Here is a 16111-nt window from a genome sequence, read left to right on the forward strand (position 1 = left end):
CCTGGGGCAAGAAAGTCTGACTGCCGCCACATGAGGGAGCCACATGCAGGTGCAAAAAAGATTCTCCCGGCTTAACCCCAACCCCTCGCCAGCACCGTTTCATCGACAGGCCGTCATGACCGGGGACCCGCCCCGTGGCCGCTCAGGAGAACAATATGCAACTTCGCGCACCGGCCATCATTTCCAGTTTTGCCGCCGCTCTGGTGTTGTCGGCCTGCGGCGGGCATTCGCCGTCGCTTCCCCCGGAAGTGGCCCAGCCTGTGCCGCCGCCCGCGGCCCCGGCGCCCACGCACGACCACGCCGCCAAGGCTGGCCAGGTGGCACCCGCCATGGAAATGCACGCCATCGCCCCGCGCGCCCCGCTGGCGATGCCCTACCACCTTCCACCGCCGGTGCCAGCCGAGCGCGAACGCTACGGCGCCATCGAGGAAAACGGCGTCAGGCTGGTGGCGCAGGCGCCGGTATCCACCTTCAGCATCGATGTCGATACCGGCAGCTACAGCAATATGCGCCGCATGCTCAATGCCGGACGCATGCCGCCGGCCGATGCGGTGCGCGTGGAAGAGTTGCTGAACTACTTCCCCTATGACTATGCCCAGCCCGCCGACGGCCGTCCGTTCGCCGTGCATGCCGCGCTGGCGCCCGCGCCCTGGCACCCGGCCAATGTGCTGCTGCGCATCGGCATCAAGGGCAAGGACATGGCCAGCGCCGCGCTGCCGCCCGCCAACCTGGTATTCCTGGTGGATGTGTCGGGATCGATGAATTCGCCGGACAAGCTGCTGCTGCTGAAGTCCTCGCTCAAGCTGCTGGTGAACAAGCTGCGGCCGCAGGACCGCATCACGCTGGTCACCTATGCCAGCGGCACGCGCGTGGCGCTGCCACCCACGCCGGGCAGCGACAAGACCGCCATCAGCGCCGCCATCGACCAGCTCGTGGCCGGGGGCAGCACCGCCGGCGCCAGCGGCATCGCGCTGGCCTATCAGGCCGCGCAGCAGAGCTTTATCGCCGGCGGCATCAACCGCGTGCTGCTGGCCACCGACGGCGACTTCAATGTGGGCGTGACCGACTTCCGGCAACTCAAGAGCATGGTGGAAGAGAAACGCAAGTCGGGCGTATCGCTGTCCACGCTCGGTTTCGGCACCGGCAACTACAACGAGCAGCTGATGGAGCAGCTGGCCGATGCCGGCGACGGCGCCTATTCGTATATCGACAACCTGATGGAAGGCAACAAGGTGCTGGTCAGCGAGATCAGCTCGACCCTGGCCACCATCGCGCGCGACGTGAAGATCCAGGTGGAATTCAATCCGGCCACGGTGAAGGAGTATCGCCTGATCGGCTATGAGAACCGCATGCTGGCGCGCGAGGACTTCAACAACGACAAGGTCGATGCCGGCGATATCGGCGCGGGCCACACCGTGACGGCGCTGTATGAGCTGACGCTGGCCGGCCAGGCCGGGCTGGTCGATCCGCTGCGCTACCAGCCGGCCGCACCCGCGCCGGGGCGCGACGGCGAGCTCGCGCACATCAAGCTGCGCTACAAGCTGCCTGCCGCCAGCACCAGCCAGTTGATGGACATCACCGTCGTGCGGCAGGCCATCCGTCCGCTGGCGCAAGGCGATGACGACTTCCGCTTTGCCGCGGCGGTGGCCGGTTTCGGTCAGGTGCTGCGCGGCGGCAAGTTCACCGGCGACTGGCGCTACGCCGATGCCCACGCGCTGGCCCAGGGCGCCCGCGGCACCGACCGCTTTGGCTATCGGGGCGAGTTCCTCAAGCTGGTGGACCTGGCACAGAGCCTGGCCACGGCCAGTCCGGCCGGCGCTACCAGCGGCGGGCCGGCCGAGCGTGCGGCACGCTGACACCAGCCCGGGCCGCGAGCCGGCGCAAGGCGGCGCGGCGGACTGTCGCGCCGCCTTGCGCTCTCCTATACTCCGGCGCATGCAGGCACCCGACCCCGTCCCTTCCGCCGCGCCCGGCGCCGCGTTGTCCGCGCTGCCCGACCATGACCTGATGCTGCTGGTGGCGGGCGGCATCATCGAGCAGCCCGTCACCGAGCTGTTCCGCCGCCATAACGCCGGCCTCTACAACTACGTGGCCTGGCTGTGCCAGGGCAACCGCGGCGAAGCGGAAGACATCGCGCAGAAGACCTGGGTCAAGCTGATGACCCGCTGCGGCGACTACCAGCCGGACGCGGCGTTCCGCACCTTCCTGTTCCAGATTGCGCGCAATACCTGGCTCGACCAGGTGCGCAGCGCCGATGCGCGCCAGCGCGAAGCTCTGGACGACCAGCCTGGGGAGATGCCGGCCGACGACCTGTCGCCGGAAGCGGAGCTGCAGTTGCGCCAGCACGCGCACCACGTGCAGCGCGCGCTGCTGCAGCTGCCCGTCGCCCAGCGCGAGGTGGTGGTGCTGCGCTTCTTCAGCGACATGAGCGTCGAAGAGATTGCGCAGATGCTCGGCGAGAAGTTCGAGACGGTGAGGAGCCGGCTGCGCTATGCGTTTGCGCGCCTGCGCGCAAACCTGGCCGGCAGCGTGCCGGGCTCGCAGGAGACGCCGTCGTGAACGCGGCCAACCGCTTTATCGATGGCAAGGACCGGCTTTCGGCGCTGCTGCGGGAGCTGCCCGCTTACGCGCCGTCCGCTGCGCTGGCAGAGTCGGTGCACGCGGCCGCACGTGCGGCACAACAGGAGGAGGATCGCCAGCGGGCCGGCGCGGCGGCCCTGCCCTTCGCCGCGCCGCCAACGCTGGCCATGGCGGTGCAGGAAGAAGCCGCGCGCCTGCAGGCGGCGCAGGCCGCGCGACGCGATGCGCTGCTTGCACGCGTGGCGTCAGGCGAGCCCGCAGCGGAGATCCTGGGTGCCCCGGTCGGTGCCGCTGCCAGCGCGTGGCTGCAGGCACAGGCAGCTGAGGCGGCAACACCACGGGCCACAGGGACCGCAACGCAATCCATGGCAGCGCGCGCCGCGCGCGCGCGGCGGTGGTGGCGCTCGCTCGGGCTAGTGGCCAGCGTCGCGGCGGTGGCCGGGCTGACCACCAGCATCGTGCTGCGGCAGATCGATGATGGCGCACTGCTGCCGGCGTCGGCGCCTGAACAGGTGTCCGCCCCGGCCGCTGCACCCGCCGCAGAGATGGCGGCAGCGCCCGCACCGCAAGCTGCGGCGGAGCCCGGGACGGCCACGCCGGCAAATCCGCCGCCAGCCGCGAAGGCCGCCCCGGCCCCGCAGCGGGAAGAGCGGCCTGCCCCGGCGCACGCCGGGCAGCGCAGCCGCGCGTCGGCAACGGCCGGGGGCACGGCGCCACGCGAGGCCGCCACGCAAGCACCGCCGCAAGCGACCGAAAGCTTGTCCGCCCAGGCGCCGGCCGTGGCCGCCGCACCGGCCGCTCCCGCGTATCCGGCCATGGCAGAAGCAGTCCCGCAGCCGGCAATGCCGGCACCCGCGGCACCGCCGGCGGCCGCGCCGCGGGCAGATTTTGCACGCAAGGCAGGGCCACCGATGGCGGCCGCGCGCGCCCCTGCGGCGCACACCGCATCCAGCATGGTCGTGTCGATCCAGGACGACCCCGCCGCCACGGCCGCGCGCATGCCGGCGGCGGCATCGGTCACGCTGCTGGCGGCCGAACCGGACAGTGAGGCAATCAGGGAATGGGCAGGACGGCTCTGGCAGTCGATGCCGGCGGCGCAACGCCCGCCGGTGCCATTTGCCGTGCAGGCCGACCGCACGCTGGCCCCAGGCCAGGTGCGCATCGAACTGCGGCACGGCGCGCCGCAATGAGCGCGCCGGTGTGCTGGCGAGTGCGGGTCAGCGTGTGGTGAACGACCAGCTCAGGTCCACCGGCTGCGAACCCAGCCGGCCGGTAACCCTCACGCTGTAGCGCTGCTGGCTGGCCAGCGGCGCCACCGGCGTGCAGATCGCCAGGCCGCGTGCGGCGCTGGAGAGGCCCGACGAACGGCTGTCGACCTTGAGGCAGCTCACATTGTTGCCTTGCGCGTCGGTGATGACGAAGTTGTCGGCATCGAACTGCAGCGAGGTGTTGATGGCCTGCAGCGAAACCGGATAGCCCACGGTCTTGCCCTCATAGCCTGGGGCGGGGTTGGGGCTTTCGGTGTTGACCCAGCTGGCCGGCACGTCGGCCTGGCCGTTGTACGGGTAGGCCACCATCTGGCTGTCGCTGCCGCCCTTCGATGCATCGGCCAGGTCGATGGTCTGGTAGTAGCTGGCCGAGGTGCCGCTGCCATCAGGGCCCACGCGCTCGGCAAAGCCGCTGCCGGCCGAGCCGTAGCTGCCCAGCAGCGCGGCGCGGTGGAACGGCGCGTTGACCAGGTCCGACACCAGCGCGTCCTTGGGCGACATCGACAGCTGCGCATTGGCAACCGAAGTCCAGCGGTTGGCACCGGCCACGACTTCCGCGGTGGCATTGGTCGGATAGGCGGCCTGGATGCGCTCGTTGGGCGTGGCGCCGGTATAGCCCGGCTTGCCGCTGGTCTCGTCGTGGGTCAGCGTGGCGTTGGCCAGCATGTAGGCAGTGTGGTTCTGCGCCACGGTATTGAGCGGATCGCGTGCCGCCAGCGGCGGCAGGCCCACCTGCTCGCGCCGATAGTTGGCGTAGCACAGGCCGGCGGTGCGCGGCTCTTCCAGCACGCGGTAATTGCTGACCGCACTGCCGCGCGCCGGCAGCAGCGAGACGCCGCCGCCCGCCGCGGGTGCCGGCGCCGTGCCGCTGACGGTATAGCAGGCACCTGCGGTGGATGGCGTGGTCGAGCCAGAGCCGGACGGCGCGCTGGCCTGCCCGTTCGCTTGCGATGCGTTCGACGAAGTACCGCCGCCGCCATCGCCATCGCCACCACCGCCGCCACATGCGGACAGTGCCAGCGCCGCAGCAGCGCAAAGGGTGGTCAGGGCGAGCGTGGTGCGCCGCGCGCGTCGCGGCGGCATGGGTTGGTGATCAGCAAGCAAGCGTTTCCCGGTCATCGTTCTGAATCGTCGTGGTCATCGGAGGAAGGAACCTGCCCCGGGGGATCCGCAGGCGCGGACAGCCGGCGCGGCAACCATCGCCAGCACCGTGCGGACACGGGCTCGCGGCGGCGGCGCCGGGGGCAGAAAGACCGGACGATGGTATGGGCGCGGACCGGCAGGGTCTAGCCCATGAACAATTCCTTACGTGTGACCCGCGCGCGCCGCACCGGGGCGCCGCGGGGATCGCTTGCGGTGCCCGCCGTGCGGGCGCGAGGGCACTTAGCTGGCGGCGGCCACGTCGGCCATGCCGGTGCCGAGCGCGGCCATCACCGCCATCAGCTGGTCGCGCAGCCAGCGGTTGGCACCGTCGTTTTCGCCGCCCGCATGCCAGTACAGGTGCAGTTCCAGCGACGGCACCTTGAACGGCAGCGACAGCAGGCGGTTGGCATAGGGCTCATTGGCGATGCGCGCATAGCGCAGCGGCAGCGTGGCCAGCAGGTCGGTGCAGCTGACCACGCGGCACGCGGCCGCGTAGTGCTGGCAACGCAGGCGCACGCGCCGCGTCAGGCCCATGCGATGCAGGGCCTGGTCTTCCAGCCCGGCGCCGCGGCGGCGCGACGACACGTGCACATGCTCGGCCGCGAGGTAGCGCTCAAGCGTCAGTTCCTTCTTCACCAGCGGATGGTCGCGCCGCGCCAGCACCACCATCGGATCGGCCATGAACGGCGCGTGGTGGATGGCGGGCGAGACCGGCAGCAGGATGTCCAGCGCGGCGTCCAGCGTGCCGGCGAGCAGCTCGGACTCCATCTCGCGGCGGTCGAAGCGGATCGCGGCGATCTCCACGTGCGGCGCCATTGCCGTGACACGCGCCATCAGCGGCGGCAGCAGCGTGGATTCCAGCGCGTCGCGCATGCCGATGGTGAAGCGCCGCACAGTATTGGTGGGATCGAAGTGCGGCGTATCCTGCAGCGTGCGCGCGAACGATTGCAGCGCGCTGCGCACCTCGGCGGCCAGCGAGCGCGCCAGCGGCGTGGGCGCCATGCCCTGCCCGCGCCGCTCGAACAGCGGGTCGTCGAACAGCGTGCGCAGCCGGCCCAGCGCATGGCTGACCGCGGGCTGCGTCAGGTTGAGCTGGCGCGCGGCCGCGGTGATGCTGCCTTCGCTGTAGATGGCGTCGAACACCACGAAGAGATTCAGGTCGATGCGGGAGAGCTGCATGCCGGAGATTCTGTCACGGAATGCAGGGAATTGATACTGGCAAATCCAGAAAATTCATTTTTCTTATTACCAGCTTTCAGATAGAGTGCATTCCATCGGCCCATGCCGCACTGATGCCGAGGCCTGCCGAGGCCAACGAGGCGCCGCCGCCCACCCCGGCATCCACTGATTCCGTAGCGAGGAGACCACATGGATTTCGAATACAGCCCGAAGGTCAAGGAAATGCAGGCCAAGCTGCTGGCCTTCTTCGACCAGCACATCTACCCGAACGAAAAGCGTTTCGCCGCGGAGATCGACGCCAACCGCCGCGCCGGCAACGCCTGGGTGCCGACCAAGGTGATCGAGGAGCTGAAGCCGCTGGCACGCGCGGCCGGCCTGTGGAACCTGTTCCTGCCGCGCTCGCCGCGCGCCCCGCAGGGCCTGTCGAACCTGGAATACGCCACGCTGTGCGAAATCATGGGCCGGGTGCCCTGGTCGGCCGAGGTCTTCAACTGCGCGGCCCCCGACACCGGCAACATGGAGACGCTGGAGCGCTATGCCTCCGAGGAACTGAAGGACAAGTGGCTCGAGCCGCTGCTGGCCGGCGAGATCCGCTCGGCCTTCCTGATGACCGAGCCGGCCGTGGCCTCGTCGGACGCGACCAATATCGAATGCCGCATCGAGCGCGACGGCGACCACTATGTGATCAACGGCACCAAGTGGTGGTCGTCGGGCGCGGGCGACCCCCGCTGCAAGGTCTACATCGTGATGGGCAAGACCAATCCCGACGCCGGCCGCCATGAGCAGCAGTCGATGATCGTGGTGCCGGCCGATACCCCGGGCATCACCATCAAGCGCTTCCTGCCGGTGTTCGGCTACGACGACGCGCCGCACGGCCATATGGAGATCGAGCTGAAGAACGTGCGCGTGCCGGCCTCGAACATCCTGCTGGGCGAAGGCCGCGGCTTCGAGATCGCGCAGGGCCGCCTGGGCCCGGGCCGCATCCACCACTGCATGCGCAGCATCGGCGTGGCCGAGCGCGCGCTGGAACTGATGTGCAAGCGCGCGCTGTCGCGCGTGGCCTTCGGCAAGCCGGTGTCCAGCCAGGGCGTGACGCAGGAACGTATCGCCGAAGCCCGCTGCGAGATCGAGATGGCGCGCCTGCTGACGCTCAAGGCCGCGTACATGATGGACACAGTGGGCAACAAGGTGGCCAAGGCCGAGATCGCCATGATCAAGGTGATCGCCCCCAACGTGGCGCTGAAGGTGATCGACTGGGCCATCCAGGTCCATGGCGCCGCCGGCGTCTCCAGCGACTTCCCGCTGGCCAACTGGTGGGCGCACCAGCGCACGCTGCGCCTGGCCGACGGCCCGGACGAGGTGCACCGCAACGCCATCGCCAAGCTGGAGCTGGCCAAGCACATGAACCTGAACCCGGACGACATCAGGATGCCGGTGGCACGCGGGTTCTGACCGCCTGGCAACGCCGCGGGGCTTCGGCCCTGCCGGCAGTATGGAAAACGCGCAGCCAGTCTGCGCGTTTTTTTCTTCTGTGCTTAAATCGCCCGGTTCGCCACGTCGGTGGTTGATGTGGCCATCCCCAACGATCGCATCCAGGAGATCTTTTGCGATGATCGACGTCTACACCTGGGCCACGCCCAACGGCCACAAAGTCCACATCATGCTGGAAGAATGCGGCCTGGAGTACAAGGTCCATCCGATCAACATCGGCGCCGGCGACCAGTTCGGCGAGGACTTCCTGAAGATCAGCCCCAACAACAAGATCCCGGCCATCGTCGACCCCGACGGCCCGGACGGCAAGCCGATCTCGCTGTTCGAATCGGGCGCCATCCTGCTCTACCTGGCCGGCAAGACCGGCAAGTTCCTGCCCGAGGACGTGCGCGGCAAGTACGAGGCGCTGCAGTGGCTGATGTTCCAGATGGGCGGCGTGGGCCCGATGCTGGGCCAGGCGCACCACTTCCGCATGTACGCGCCCGAGAAGATCGAGTACGCGGTCAACCGCTACACCAACGAGGCCAGGCGCCTGTACGGCGTGATCGACACGCAGTTGTCAAAGCACGCCTGCCTGGCCGGCGAGCAGTACACCATCGCCGACATCGCCACCTTCCCGTGGCTGCGCAGCTGGCAGAACCAGGGCGTGGACCTGGACGACTACCCGAACCTGAAGCGCTGGTTCAACGAGATCGCCGAGCGCCCCGCGGTCAAGCGCGGCGTGGAAGTGCTGGCCAGCGCGCGCAAGGCGCTGCAGGACGACAAGGCGCGCGAGGTCCTGTTCGGCGCCACGCAATACAAGCGGCACTGAGCACGGCACTGCCGCGGCCGGGGCGCTGGCCCCGGCTGACCCGCCTGGCATCAGGTCGGCGCCAGCGCGTGGCACGCAATCGCATACCCGTCCGCGCGCCGTCCGCCGCGCGCCGCAACACCAATCTCGACGTCATCGCCCGGCCCGAAGCAGCACAGCAGGCCGGTGCCCGGCAACAGCACGTCGAGCCGGCATGACTCGTGCGGGTCCGGCGCGTAGAGCGTGCCGGGCTGCAGGAAGGCCATGTCCCCACCGGCCCGCACCAGCGCGCCATGCCAGTGCAGGCCGATGGCGCCGCGGTAGCACAGCGCCCAGCGCAGCCCGCGCGCCTGCAGCCGCTGCGCCCAGTCATCGCCCGACTGGTCCAGCTGGATGAACTCCGGCCGCATGCCCTGCTCCGGCTGCGGGCCCTCGGCCCGCACCACCTCTGCCGGCAACACGTGCATGCCCGCCACCCCCTCGGCGCCATTGGCCCCGACCGCGGCAATGCCGCCCAGCGCGCAGTGCCACCCCGCAGGCAGCACCACCGGCCGCGATGCATCGGCCGGCCCTTGCGGCACGGTGCGCACCAGGATGGTGTCGACCATCGCCTGCACCTGCATCGGTACGCCTGGCGCCGGCGCAAACAGCTCGCCGCCACCCATCAGCAGGCAGCCGCGCCCGGGCGACCACAGCCGCAGGCCCCCGCGCAGGCAGCCCCACCATTCATGGCGGTCCGCGGCAAATTCAGCCTGGGTCTCGCCGGCGCAGAGAAAGACGTAGTCGCAGGTGCTGCCGAGGCCGGCTGCAGCGGCAAGCAAGCGTGACTGGAACCCGGGAATGAAGTCCGACGGCGCGTGGCGGTCGGCATGGAGGGCGCGCATCCGCGCCTCGAACAGCGTGAAGATCTGCATGGCAATCCCCCTGCAGGGCGACAGGCCGCAAGGCGGCTGTCCGCGCAGTGCGGCGCACGCATGACAGCGTTGCGCGCAGCATTGCGCAGTGGCCCGTTTGGCTCGGCCATGCAGGCCGTCCGGTTGATGCCATCGTGTCGCGCCATTTTGCCTGGCGCACCCCTCAATTTGCGGGTCGGACACCGATAGTGAGGAAGAGGATAAGTTGTCGTGGCCTCAAGGTCAAACCCTTAGCCTCAGACCACTCCGAACCTTTCACGACCCCATGACTTCTCGAAATCTCAGACTATTCGGATTGCATCTTGCCTGGCTACGCAAGCAGCGGGGCTGGTCCCAGGAAACCCTGTCGCTTGAGAGCGGGCTGTCGCGCTCATACCTGAGCGGCATCGAAAGCGGCAAGCGCAACCTGGCGCTCGCCAACATCTGCAGGCTGGCCGAGACGCTCGCCGTGCCAACCCCGGAGATGCTCGACTTCAGCCGCCATGACGCCAGCCAGCTGCAGGTGGAACAATCGCGCGCGCCCTTCGGCAACCGCCAGCGCGCGGCGATCGAGGCCACCGTGCGCCATATGGCGGAGCTGACCGAGCCCGAGCTGAACCTGGTGGCCGCGGTGGCGCGGGCGCTGGCGGGCAAGGGCAGCTTCCGCCCGTCGCTGACTCACGCCACCAACGCAGCATCCGATGCCAAGGGCGACAGCGCAGACTAGACGCCCAGCATGCCCTGCCGTTCGATAAAGCGGATCACCTCGTCCAGGCCCTGCCCGGACTTGACGCTGCCCATCACGAACGGCCGGGCGCCGCGCATCTTGCGCGCATCGCTCTCCATCACTTCCAGCGATGCCCCGACGTATGGCGCCAGGTCCGTCTTGTTGATCACCAGCAAGTCGGACTTGGTAATGCCCGGCCCACCCTTTCTCGGAATCTTCTCACCGCCGGCTACGTCGATGACGTAGATCGTCAAATCAGAAAGTTCTGGGCTGAAGGTGGCAGCGAGGTTGTCGCCGCCGGACTCGATGAAGACCACGTCAGCATCCGGGAAGCGCGCCAGCATGCGGTCCACCGCCTCCAGGTTGATCGAGGCGTCCTCGCGGATTGCGGTGTGCGGACATCCGCCCGTTTCCACGCCCATGATGCGTTCCGCCGGCAACGCGCCGGAGACCGTCAGGAGACGCTGGTCTTCCTTCGTGTAGATGTCGTTGGTGATGGCAACCAGGTCGTAGCGGTCGCGCATCGCCTTGCACAGCATTTCCAGCAGCGTGGTCTTGCCGGAGCCAACCGGGCCGCCGACGCCGACGCGCAGCGGAGGGTTCTTCTTGGTACGGGCCTGGGTCATGGTGCGATATGGGTTCAGGATCGGAACAGCCGGGAGTACTGCGTTTCGTGGCGCGCGGAAAGCAGGCCCAGCATCGGGGAAAAGGTGGAAAGTTGCGGCGGCGTGGCGTCGGCGCGGCGCGTGGCTTCATCGACTGTGTCGAGCACCGCGCAGTGCAGGCGCCGCAGCATGTGCTGCCCCGCCACCTGGCCCAGCGGCACCGCCTTGATCGCCGCGGCGACCTGGTTCTCGGCCCAGTTGAAGCAATAGGCAGCGAGGCCGTCGCGCGCCTCGACCTGCAGCGCCACGCATGCCGCAGTGAACGCCGTCGGCAGGCACACCGGCGACAGCGCCGCCAGCGTCTCGCGCAGCACGGGCGCGCCCCACTCCATCTGCGCAATCAGCCTGGACAGCGACCAGCCCATCTGCTCGGTCTCAAGCCGCAACTCGGAAGTCTCGCGCGCGGCGCGGAACCAGTCGTTCCATGTCCGCACCTGCGCGGCATCGCCCGCTTTCCAGCAGCGATGCAGCAGCAGCCACAGCGGCGCTTCGCATTGCGCCTGCACATGCAGCAGGTTGTCGCGGATCCATCGTTCTGCGCTTGCCGCATCGTGCACGCTGCCACAATCGATCGCAGCTTCCAGGCCTTGCGAATAGCTGAAGCCGCCGATTGGCAGCGATGGCGATGCGAGGTGCAGCAGTGAGATCAACTGGTGGAGTTGCGTCATGGCGCGGACTCCGGTTCAGCGATGGCTTGCTCCCCTCTCCCGCAAGCGGGAGAGGGGAGTATCGGCGAGTTCAGTTCTTCATCGGTTGGCATGGTCCGGCACCCACCTTGCAGGGCAAAATTCAGTGCTTATGTCCACACTTCTCGTCATGCACGTGATCGTGCGAGTGCCCATGATGCTCATGAAACACCGCCTGCGCCGCCGCATAGTCCTCCGCAAACGTCGCATCGTGCCCATGCTTGTGCCCGCCGCCATAGGCCCCAGCCTCCGGCTCGAACGGCAGCTCGGCACGTTCGGCGCGCACGCCCAGCCGTTGCAGCATGTCCGCCAGCACCGCGTCATATTCCAGCCGCAGGTAGTCGCGCCCGATCTCCACCGGCGTATGGCGGTTGCCGAGGTGATAGGCCGCGCGCATCAGCGCATGCGGGTCTTCCGCACGCACTTCCAGCACCGCCTCGGCAGCGGCCTGCACTTCCACGAAGCTGCCGTCTTCGGCCACCAACAGGTCGCCGCCGCGCAGCACGGTGCCGCGCGCCAGGAACAGCGCGGCTTCGTCGCCGTTGTCGAGCACCGCGCGCAGGCGGCTCTTGCTGCGTTCGGCGAAGGGCAGGACCAGCTTGGGCGCGCGGCGCACCAGCACGGGCGCGATGCCGTGCGGGGCGCTCAGGAGTTTGTCGATCTTCAGCATGGGCGGTGCGGGGCGCGGGCCCCGGCCAGTCAGAACAGGAAATAGCGCTGCGCCATGGGCAGCTCGGTGGCGGGCTCGCAGGTCAGCAACTGGCCGTCGGCAACGACCTGGTAGGTCTCCGGATCGACCGTGACATGCGGTTGCCAGTCATTGTGCACCATGTCGCGCTTGCTTACCGTGCGCGTGCCGCGCACCGCCGACAGCGTCTTGGCCAGTCCGTAGCGCTCGCCGATGCCGGCCGCCAGCGCCGCCTGCGACACAAAGGTCAGCGACGAACGGTGCAGCGCCCCGCCGGCCGAAGCAAACATCGGCCGGTAGTGCACCGGCTGCGGCGTCGGGATCGACGCATTGGGATCGCCCATCGCGGCCGCGGCAATCATGCCGCCCTTCAGGATCAGGCTGGGCTTGACGCCGAAGAACGCCGGACGCCACAACACCAGGTCGGCCCACTTGCCGACTTCAACCGAGCCCACCTCATGAGCGATGCCATGCGTCAGCGCCGGGTTGATGGTGTACTTGGCGACATAGCGCTTGACGCGGAAGTTGTCGTGCCCGCCGCGCGCATCGTTGGGATCGCCCGGCAGCTTGCCGCGCTGCAGCGCCATCTTGTGCGCGGTCTGCCAGGTGCGGATGATGACCTCGCCGACGCGCCCCATCGCCTGCGAGTCGCTGGAGATCATCGAGAACGCGCCCAGGTCGTGCAGGATGTCTTCGGCGGCGATGGTCTCGCGGCGGATGCGGCTTTCGGCAAAGGCGATGTCCTCGGCAATCGACGGGTCCAGGTGGTGGCACACCATCAGCATGTCGAGGTGCTCGTCCAGCGTGTTGACCGTGTACGGGCGCGTCGGGTTGGTCGACGACGGCAGCACGTTGGCCTCGCCGCACACCTTGATGATATCGGGCGCATGGCCGCCGCCCGCGCCTTCGGTGTGGTACGTATGGATGGTGCGGCCCTTGAACGCGGCGATGGTCGCTTCAACGAAGCCGGCTTCGTTGAGCGTGTCGGTATGGATCGCCACCTGGGTATCGGTCGCGTCCGCCACCGACAGGCAGGTGTCGATCGCCGCCGGCGTGGTGCCCCAGTCCTCGTGCAGCTTCAGGCCGATGGCGCCCGCTTCCACCTGCTCCAGGAGCGGCCCCTGCTGGCTGGCGTTGCCCTTGCCCAGCAGGCCGATATTCATCGGGTAGGCATCGGCTGCCTGCAGCATGCGCTCCATGTACCACGGCCCCGGCGTCACGGTGGTGGCAAAGGTGCCGGTGGCCGGCCCGGTGCCGCCGCCGATCATGGTGGTGACGCCGCTCATCAGCGCCTCTTCGATCTGCTGCGGGCAAATGAAGTGGATATGGCTGTCGATGCCGCCTGCGGTGACGATCATGCCCTCGCCCGCGATCACCTCGGTGCCCGGCCCGACCACGATGGTGACGCCCGGCTGGATATCCGGATTGCCGGCCTTGCCGATCGCCGCGATGCGCCCGCCCTTCAGGCCGATATCGGCCTTGACGATGCCCCAGTGGTCAACGATCAGCGCATTGGTGATGACGGTGTCGACGCAATCGCTGGCCATGCGCTGGCTCTGCCCCATGCCGTCACGGATCACCTTGCCGCCGCCGAACTTCACTTCCTCGCCATAGATGGTGAAGTCTTTCTCGACTTCGATGATGAGCCCGGTATCGGCCAGCCGCAGGCGGTCGCCGGTGGTCGGGCCGAACATCTCGGCATAGGCCTGCCTGGAGATCTTTGCCATCACAGCGCTCCCATGATCTTGCCGTTGAAGCCATAGACGATGCGGTCGCCGTCCAGCGCCACCAGTTCCACCGTGCGCGTCTGACCGGGCTCGAAGCGCACCGCGGTGCCGGCGGCAATATTCAGCCGGAAGCCGCGCGCGGTTTCGCGGTCAAAGGCCAGCGCCGCATTGGTCTCGTAGAAATGGAAGTGCGAGCCGACCTGGATCGGCCGGTCGCCGGTATTGGCCACCGTCACGCTGACCGTGGCGCGGCCGGCATTCAGTTCGATCTCGCCGTCGGCGGGCATCAGTTCACCGGGGATCATGGCGATTCTCCTCAGGCCACCAGCAGGCTGGCGCCATACAGCGCCACGCCGGCACCTGCCGCGCGGGCCAGCCAGCCGGCATGGCGGCGCAGCAACGTGCCGGCGCCGATGCCCAGCAGGTGCAGCGCCATGGTGGCGGCCGCAAACCCGCCTACGTATGCGAGTATCGCAGGCAGCGCGCCCGCAGTGGCGGGCAGTTCGGCCCCGTGGGCGTAGCCGTGGAAGATGGCAAAGCCGCCGACCAGCAGCGTACCGGCCCACGCCGGCAGCTTCGCGCGCAGCGCCAGCAGCAACCCGATCACCAGCAACGAGGCCGCGATCATCGGTTCGACTGCGGGCAGCGCCACACCGGACAAGCCGATTGCAGCCCCCACCAGCATCAGCGCCACGAAGGCCAGCGGCAGGCGCAGGGTGTCGGCGGCCGAGCGGGCAATCAATGCGCTCCACACGCCCACCGCCGCCATCGCCAGCAAATGGTCGGCACCGGTGAAGGGGTGCGCCAGGCCGGCCCACAGGCTGGCGCTGACGGTGGCGGCATCGTGGCCGGGATGCGCCAGCGCGGCGCCGGCGGCAACGGTCAGGGAAGTGCCCAGGGCAAGGCGCAGGCAGGCGGTACGGTTCATGTCGGCTCTCGGGTTGGTCTTGTTATCGCGGTCCAGAATCGGAATCGGTCATGTTCAGACAATGGGATGGTGGACGGTCACCAGCTTGGTGCCATCCGGAAAGGTGGCCTCCACCTGGATCTCGGGGATCATCTCGGCCACGCCGTCCATCACGTCCTCGCGGCCCAGCACGGTGGTGCCCTCATGCATCAGCTCGGCCACGGTGCGGCCATCGCGCGCGCCTTCCATGATGGCGGCGGTGATCAGCGCCACCGCTTCCGGGTAGTTCAGCTTCAGCCCGCGTGCCTTGCGCCGCTCGGCCAGCAGCGCGGCGGTGAAGATCAGCAGCTTGTCTTTCTCTCGCGGCGTCAGTTCCATCTCTTGTTCCTGGTTTCTTGTGTTCGGTTGTCTCTGTTGGCGGCCTACGTGGCCCACAGCCGCAGCGGCCGCGCTGCGACACCGTGGATCGGCATGCGCAGCGCCTGCCAGCTGTCGACCATGACGTGGCGCACGGCTTCCATCTGCCGGCCCAGCACGCGCAGCAGCAGCATCGACTGGCCGTTGGCGGCCAGGCAGGTCACGCCGGCGCGCAGCTCCGGCGTATAAGGCAGCTGCTCGGCCAGGGCTTCGGCCAGTTCCTGCGTCGCGCCCTCGCCTACCGCCCACAGCGTGCCCAGCACATTGAGTCCATCGAGGCCGGCCACCGCGGTGCGCAGCGGCGACTCGGCTTCAAGATGCGATTGCTCGATCCACAACGCGCGTTCGCCCGTGCCGATGCGGGTATCCAGCCACAGCGCGCCGCGGGTCCACTGCTCGCCGGATGCCTGCCGGCCCAGCACCACCGCATCCCAGCCGATCGCGCTGCCGCCGGGCGCGACGTCGAGCACGGTCGAAATCCGCGCACGGGCGTCGTCGAAGACGATGTTCTCCTGCGGCAGCCAGTCCAGCCGCGCGCCTGCGCCCACCGTCAGGCGCACATGCTGCGCCGCCTCGCGGCCGAGCGACTTGTACCACTTGGTGGCACCCGGCGTGGCCAGCACGGCGTGCGCGCCAGCCTCGACCGTCACGTCGATATCCAGGCTGTCGCCGCCTGCCACGCCAGCCGGCGGATGCAGGATCACCGCGTGGCAGATGCCGCCTTCCGGGTACAGCGGCTTCTGTACCAGCAGCGGCCCCTGATGGCGCCGCTCGGTCAGCGCGGTGCGTTCGCCGCGCTGCGCAAAGCGCAGCCGCAGGGTGGCCTGCCATGCGGCGGGCACGGTGAGCGATGAAGGAAGATCGGGATGGCGCATGGCAAGGACAGCCGGCGGAGGCGCGCGCGCAATGGCGGGAGTTGCAAGCAATCATAGCGCGCTGCCTGGCTTCGC

At 68.7% G+C, this 16111-nt stretch carries 17 protein-coding genes; 6 read left to right on the forward strand and 11 right to left on the reverse strand.

The window, feature by feature from the left end; all coding sequences use genetic code 11:
- Nucleotides 1–155: 155 nt before the first annotated feature.
- The 3 genes from AC1Q6V_RS16135 to AC1Q6V_RS16145 all read left to right on the forward strand — a co-directional run bounded on the left by AC1Q6V_RS16135 (nucleotide 156) and on the right by AC1Q6V_RS16145 (nucleotide 3770).
- Nucleotides 156–1856, forward strand: coding sequence for a vWA domain-containing protein (locus tag AC1Q6V_RS16135; RefSeq protein ID WP_011614876.1), 1701 nt, complete (start codon nucleotides 156–158; stop codon nucleotides 1854–1856).
- 79 nt (nucleotides 1857–1935) lie between these two features.
- Entirely contained in the window at nucleotides 1936–2559 is a 624-nt protein-coding gene (locus AC1Q6V_RS16140; RefSeq protein ID WP_454749342.1) for an RNA polymerase sigma factor, read from the forward strand.
- Nucleotides 2556–3770 carry a hypothetical protein gene (locus tag AC1Q6V_RS16145; RefSeq protein WP_454749341.1) on the forward strand — a complete coding sequence of 405 codons (1215 nt, stop codon included), beginning with the start codon at nucleotides 2556–2558 and terminating at the stop codon, nucleotides 3768–3770. The genes AC1Q6V_RS16140 and AC1Q6V_RS16145 overlap by 4 nt, the downstream gene beginning before the upstream one ends.
- Nucleotides 3771–3797: 27 nt before the next feature.
- Here the strand turns inward: AC1Q6V_RS16145 and AC1Q6V_RS16150 are convergent, their stop codons facing one another.
- Nucleotides 3798–4967, reverse strand: a complete 1170-nt coding sequence (locus tag AC1Q6V_RS16150) for a CAP domain-containing protein (RefSeq protein WP_037024367.1) — start codon at nucleotides 4965–4967, stop codon at nucleotides 3798–3800.
- A 264-nt stretch (nucleotides 4968–5231) separates the two neighbouring features.
- On the reverse strand, nucleotides 5232–6170 hold the full coding sequence (locus AC1Q6V_RS16155; protein WP_454749340.1) for a LysR family transcriptional regulator: 939 nt from the start codon (nucleotides 6168–6170) through the stop codon (nucleotides 5232–5234).
- 189 nt (nucleotides 6171–6359) lie between these two features.
- Here AC1Q6V_RS16155 and AC1Q6V_RS16160 point away from each other — a divergent pair, with 189 nt between their 5' ends.
- Nucleotides 6360–7622 carry an acyl-CoA dehydrogenase family protein gene (locus AC1Q6V_RS16160; protein ID WP_010809091.1) on the forward strand — a complete coding sequence of 421 codons (1263 nt, stop codon included), beginning with the start codon at nucleotides 6360–6362 and terminating at the stop codon, nucleotides 7620–7622.
- 157 nt (nucleotides 7623–7779) lie between these two features.
- Complete coding sequence (locus AC1Q6V_RS16165) at nucleotides 7780–8472, forward strand: glutathione binding-like protein (protein ID WP_010809092.1); 693 nt, start codon at nucleotides 7780–7782, stop codon at nucleotides 8470–8472.
- Nucleotides 8473–8522: 50 nt separating this feature from the next.
- Here AC1Q6V_RS16165 and AC1Q6V_RS16170 read toward each other — a convergent pair whose 3' ends face one another.
- Nucleotides 8523–9365 (reverse strand): hypothetical protein, encoded by an 843-nt coding sequence (locus AC1Q6V_RS16170; protein WP_454749339.1) that lies wholly within the window; start codon nucleotides 9363–9365, stop codon nucleotides 8523–8525.
- Between the two features lie 265 nt (nucleotides 9366–9630).
- Between AC1Q6V_RS16170 and AC1Q6V_RS16175 the strand changes: the two genes are divergently transcribed.
- Nucleotides 9631–10071 (forward strand): helix-turn-helix domain-containing protein, encoded by a 441-nt coding sequence (locus tag AC1Q6V_RS16175; protein WP_011614870.1) that lies wholly within the window; start codon nucleotides 9631–9633, stop codon nucleotides 10069–10071.
- Here AC1Q6V_RS16175 and ureG read toward each other — a convergent pair.
- The 8 genes from ureG to AC1Q6V_RS16215 form a co-directional block, all read right to left on the reverse strand.
- Nucleotides 10068–10697 (reverse strand): urease accessory protein UreG, encoded by a 630-nt coding sequence (ureG, locus tag AC1Q6V_RS16180; RefSeq protein WP_010809095.1) that lies wholly within the window; start codon nucleotides 10695–10697, stop codon nucleotides 10068–10070. The genes AC1Q6V_RS16175 and ureG overlap by 4 nt on opposite strands.
- A 14-nt stretch (nucleotides 10698–10711) precedes the next feature.
- Nucleotides 10712–11404 (reverse strand): urease accessory protein UreF, encoded by a 693-nt coding sequence (locus AC1Q6V_RS16185; RefSeq protein ID WP_454749338.1) that lies wholly within the window; start codon nucleotides 11402–11404, stop codon nucleotides 10712–10714.
- A 121-nt stretch (nucleotides 11405–11525) separates the two neighbouring features.
- Entirely contained in the window at nucleotides 11526–12092 is a 567-nt protein-coding gene (gene ureE, locus AC1Q6V_RS16190; protein ID WP_010809097.1) for an urease accessory protein UreE, read from the reverse strand.
- Nucleotides 12093–12121: 29 nt separating this feature from the next.
- Nucleotides 12122–13840: an urease subunit alpha gene (gene ureC, locus AC1Q6V_RS16195; protein WP_305367557.1), complete on the reverse strand. Its 1719-nt coding sequence runs from the start codon at nucleotides 13838–13840 to the stop codon at nucleotides 12122–12124.
- Nucleotides 13837–14142 carry an urease subunit beta gene (locus AC1Q6V_RS16200; RefSeq protein WP_011614866.1) on the reverse strand — a complete coding sequence of 102 codons (306 nt, stop codon included), beginning with the start codon at nucleotides 14140–14142 and terminating at the stop codon, nucleotides 13837–13839. Before AC1Q6V_RS16200 ends, ureC begins: the two co-directional genes overlap by 4 nt.
- Before the next feature lie 11 nt (nucleotides 14143–14153).
- A complete protein-coding gene (locus AC1Q6V_RS16205) occupies nucleotides 14154–14765 on the reverse strand; it encodes a HupE/UreJ family protein (RefSeq protein ID WP_454749337.1) in 612 nt (203 codons plus the stop codon).
- Between the two features lie 54 nt (nucleotides 14766–14819).
- A complete protein-coding gene (locus AC1Q6V_RS16210) occupies nucleotides 14820–15122 on the reverse strand; it encodes an urease subunit gamma (protein WP_010809101.1) in 303 nt (100 codons plus the stop codon).
- 44 nt (nucleotides 15123–15166) lie between these two features.
- Nucleotides 15167–16036 carry an urease accessory protein UreD gene (locus AC1Q6V_RS16215; protein WP_454749336.1) on the reverse strand — a complete coding sequence of 290 codons (870 nt, stop codon included), beginning with the start codon at nucleotides 16034–16036 and terminating at the stop codon, nucleotides 15167–15169.
- Nucleotides 16037–16111 lie beyond the last annotated feature (75 nt).

The sequence above is a fragment of the Cupriavidus sp. GW823-FHT07B10 genome, assembly GCF_058794355.1.

Bases quoted from the DNA above. Each gene is read 5' to 3' on its own strand.
- AC1Q6V_RS16135 (WP_011614876.1), top strand. From the start codon at position 156: ATGCAACTTCGCGCACCGGCCATCATTTCCAGTTTTGCCGCCGCTCTG.
- AC1Q6V_RS16140 (WP_454749342.1), top strand. From the start codon at position 1,936: ATGCAGGCACCCGACCCCGTCCCTTCCGCCGCGCCCGGCGCCGCGTTG.
- AC1Q6V_RS16150 (WP_037024367.1), bottom strand. From the start codon at position 4,967: ATGACCGGGAAACGCTTGCTTGCTGATCACCAACCCATGCCGCCGCGA.
- AC1Q6V_RS16155 (WP_454749340.1), bottom strand. From the start codon at position 6,170: ATGCAGCTCTCCCGCATCGACCTGAATCTCTTCGTGGTGTTCGACGCC.
- AC1Q6V_RS16160 (WP_010809091.1), top strand. From the start codon at position 6,360: ATGGATTTCGAATACAGCCCGAAGGTCAAGGAAATGCAGGCCAAGCTG.
- AC1Q6V_RS16165 (WP_010809092.1), top strand. From the start codon at position 7,780: ATGATCGACGTCTACACCTGGGCCACGCCCAACGGCCACAAAGTCCAC.
- AC1Q6V_RS16170 (WP_454749339.1), bottom strand. From the start codon at position 9,365: ATGCAGATCTTCACGCTGTTCGAGGCGCGGATGCGCGCCCTCCATGCC.
- AC1Q6V_RS16175 (WP_011614870.1), top strand. From the start codon at position 9,631: ATGACTTCTCGAAATCTCAGACTATTCGGATTGCATCTTGCCTGGCTA.
- ureG (WP_010809095.1), bottom strand. From the start codon at position 10,697: ATGACCCAGGCCCGTACCAAGAAGAACCCTCCGCTGCGCGTCGGCGTC.
- AC1Q6V_RS16185 (WP_454749338.1), bottom strand. From the start codon at position 11,404: ATGACGCAACTCCACCAGTTGATCTCACTGCTGCACCTCGCATCGCCA.
- ureE (WP_010809097.1), bottom strand. From the start codon at position 12,092: ATGCTGAAGATCGACAAACTCCTGAGCGCCCCGCACGGCATCGCGCCC.
- AC1Q6V_RS16200 (WP_011614866.1), bottom strand. From the start codon at position 14,142: ATGATCCCCGGTGAACTGATGCCCGCCGACGGCGAGATCGAACTGAAT.
- AC1Q6V_RS16205 (WP_454749337.1), bottom strand. From the start codon at position 14,765: ATGAACCGTACCGCCTGCCTGCGCCTTGCCCTGGGCACTTCCCTGACC.
- AC1Q6V_RS16210 (WP_010809101.1), bottom strand. From the start codon at position 15,122: ATGGAACTGACGCCGCGAGAGAAAGACAAGCTGCTGATCTTCACCGCC.
- AC1Q6V_RS16215 (WP_454749336.1), bottom strand. From the start codon at position 16,036: ATGCGCCATCCCGATCTTCCTTCATCGCTCACCGTGCCCGCCGCATGG.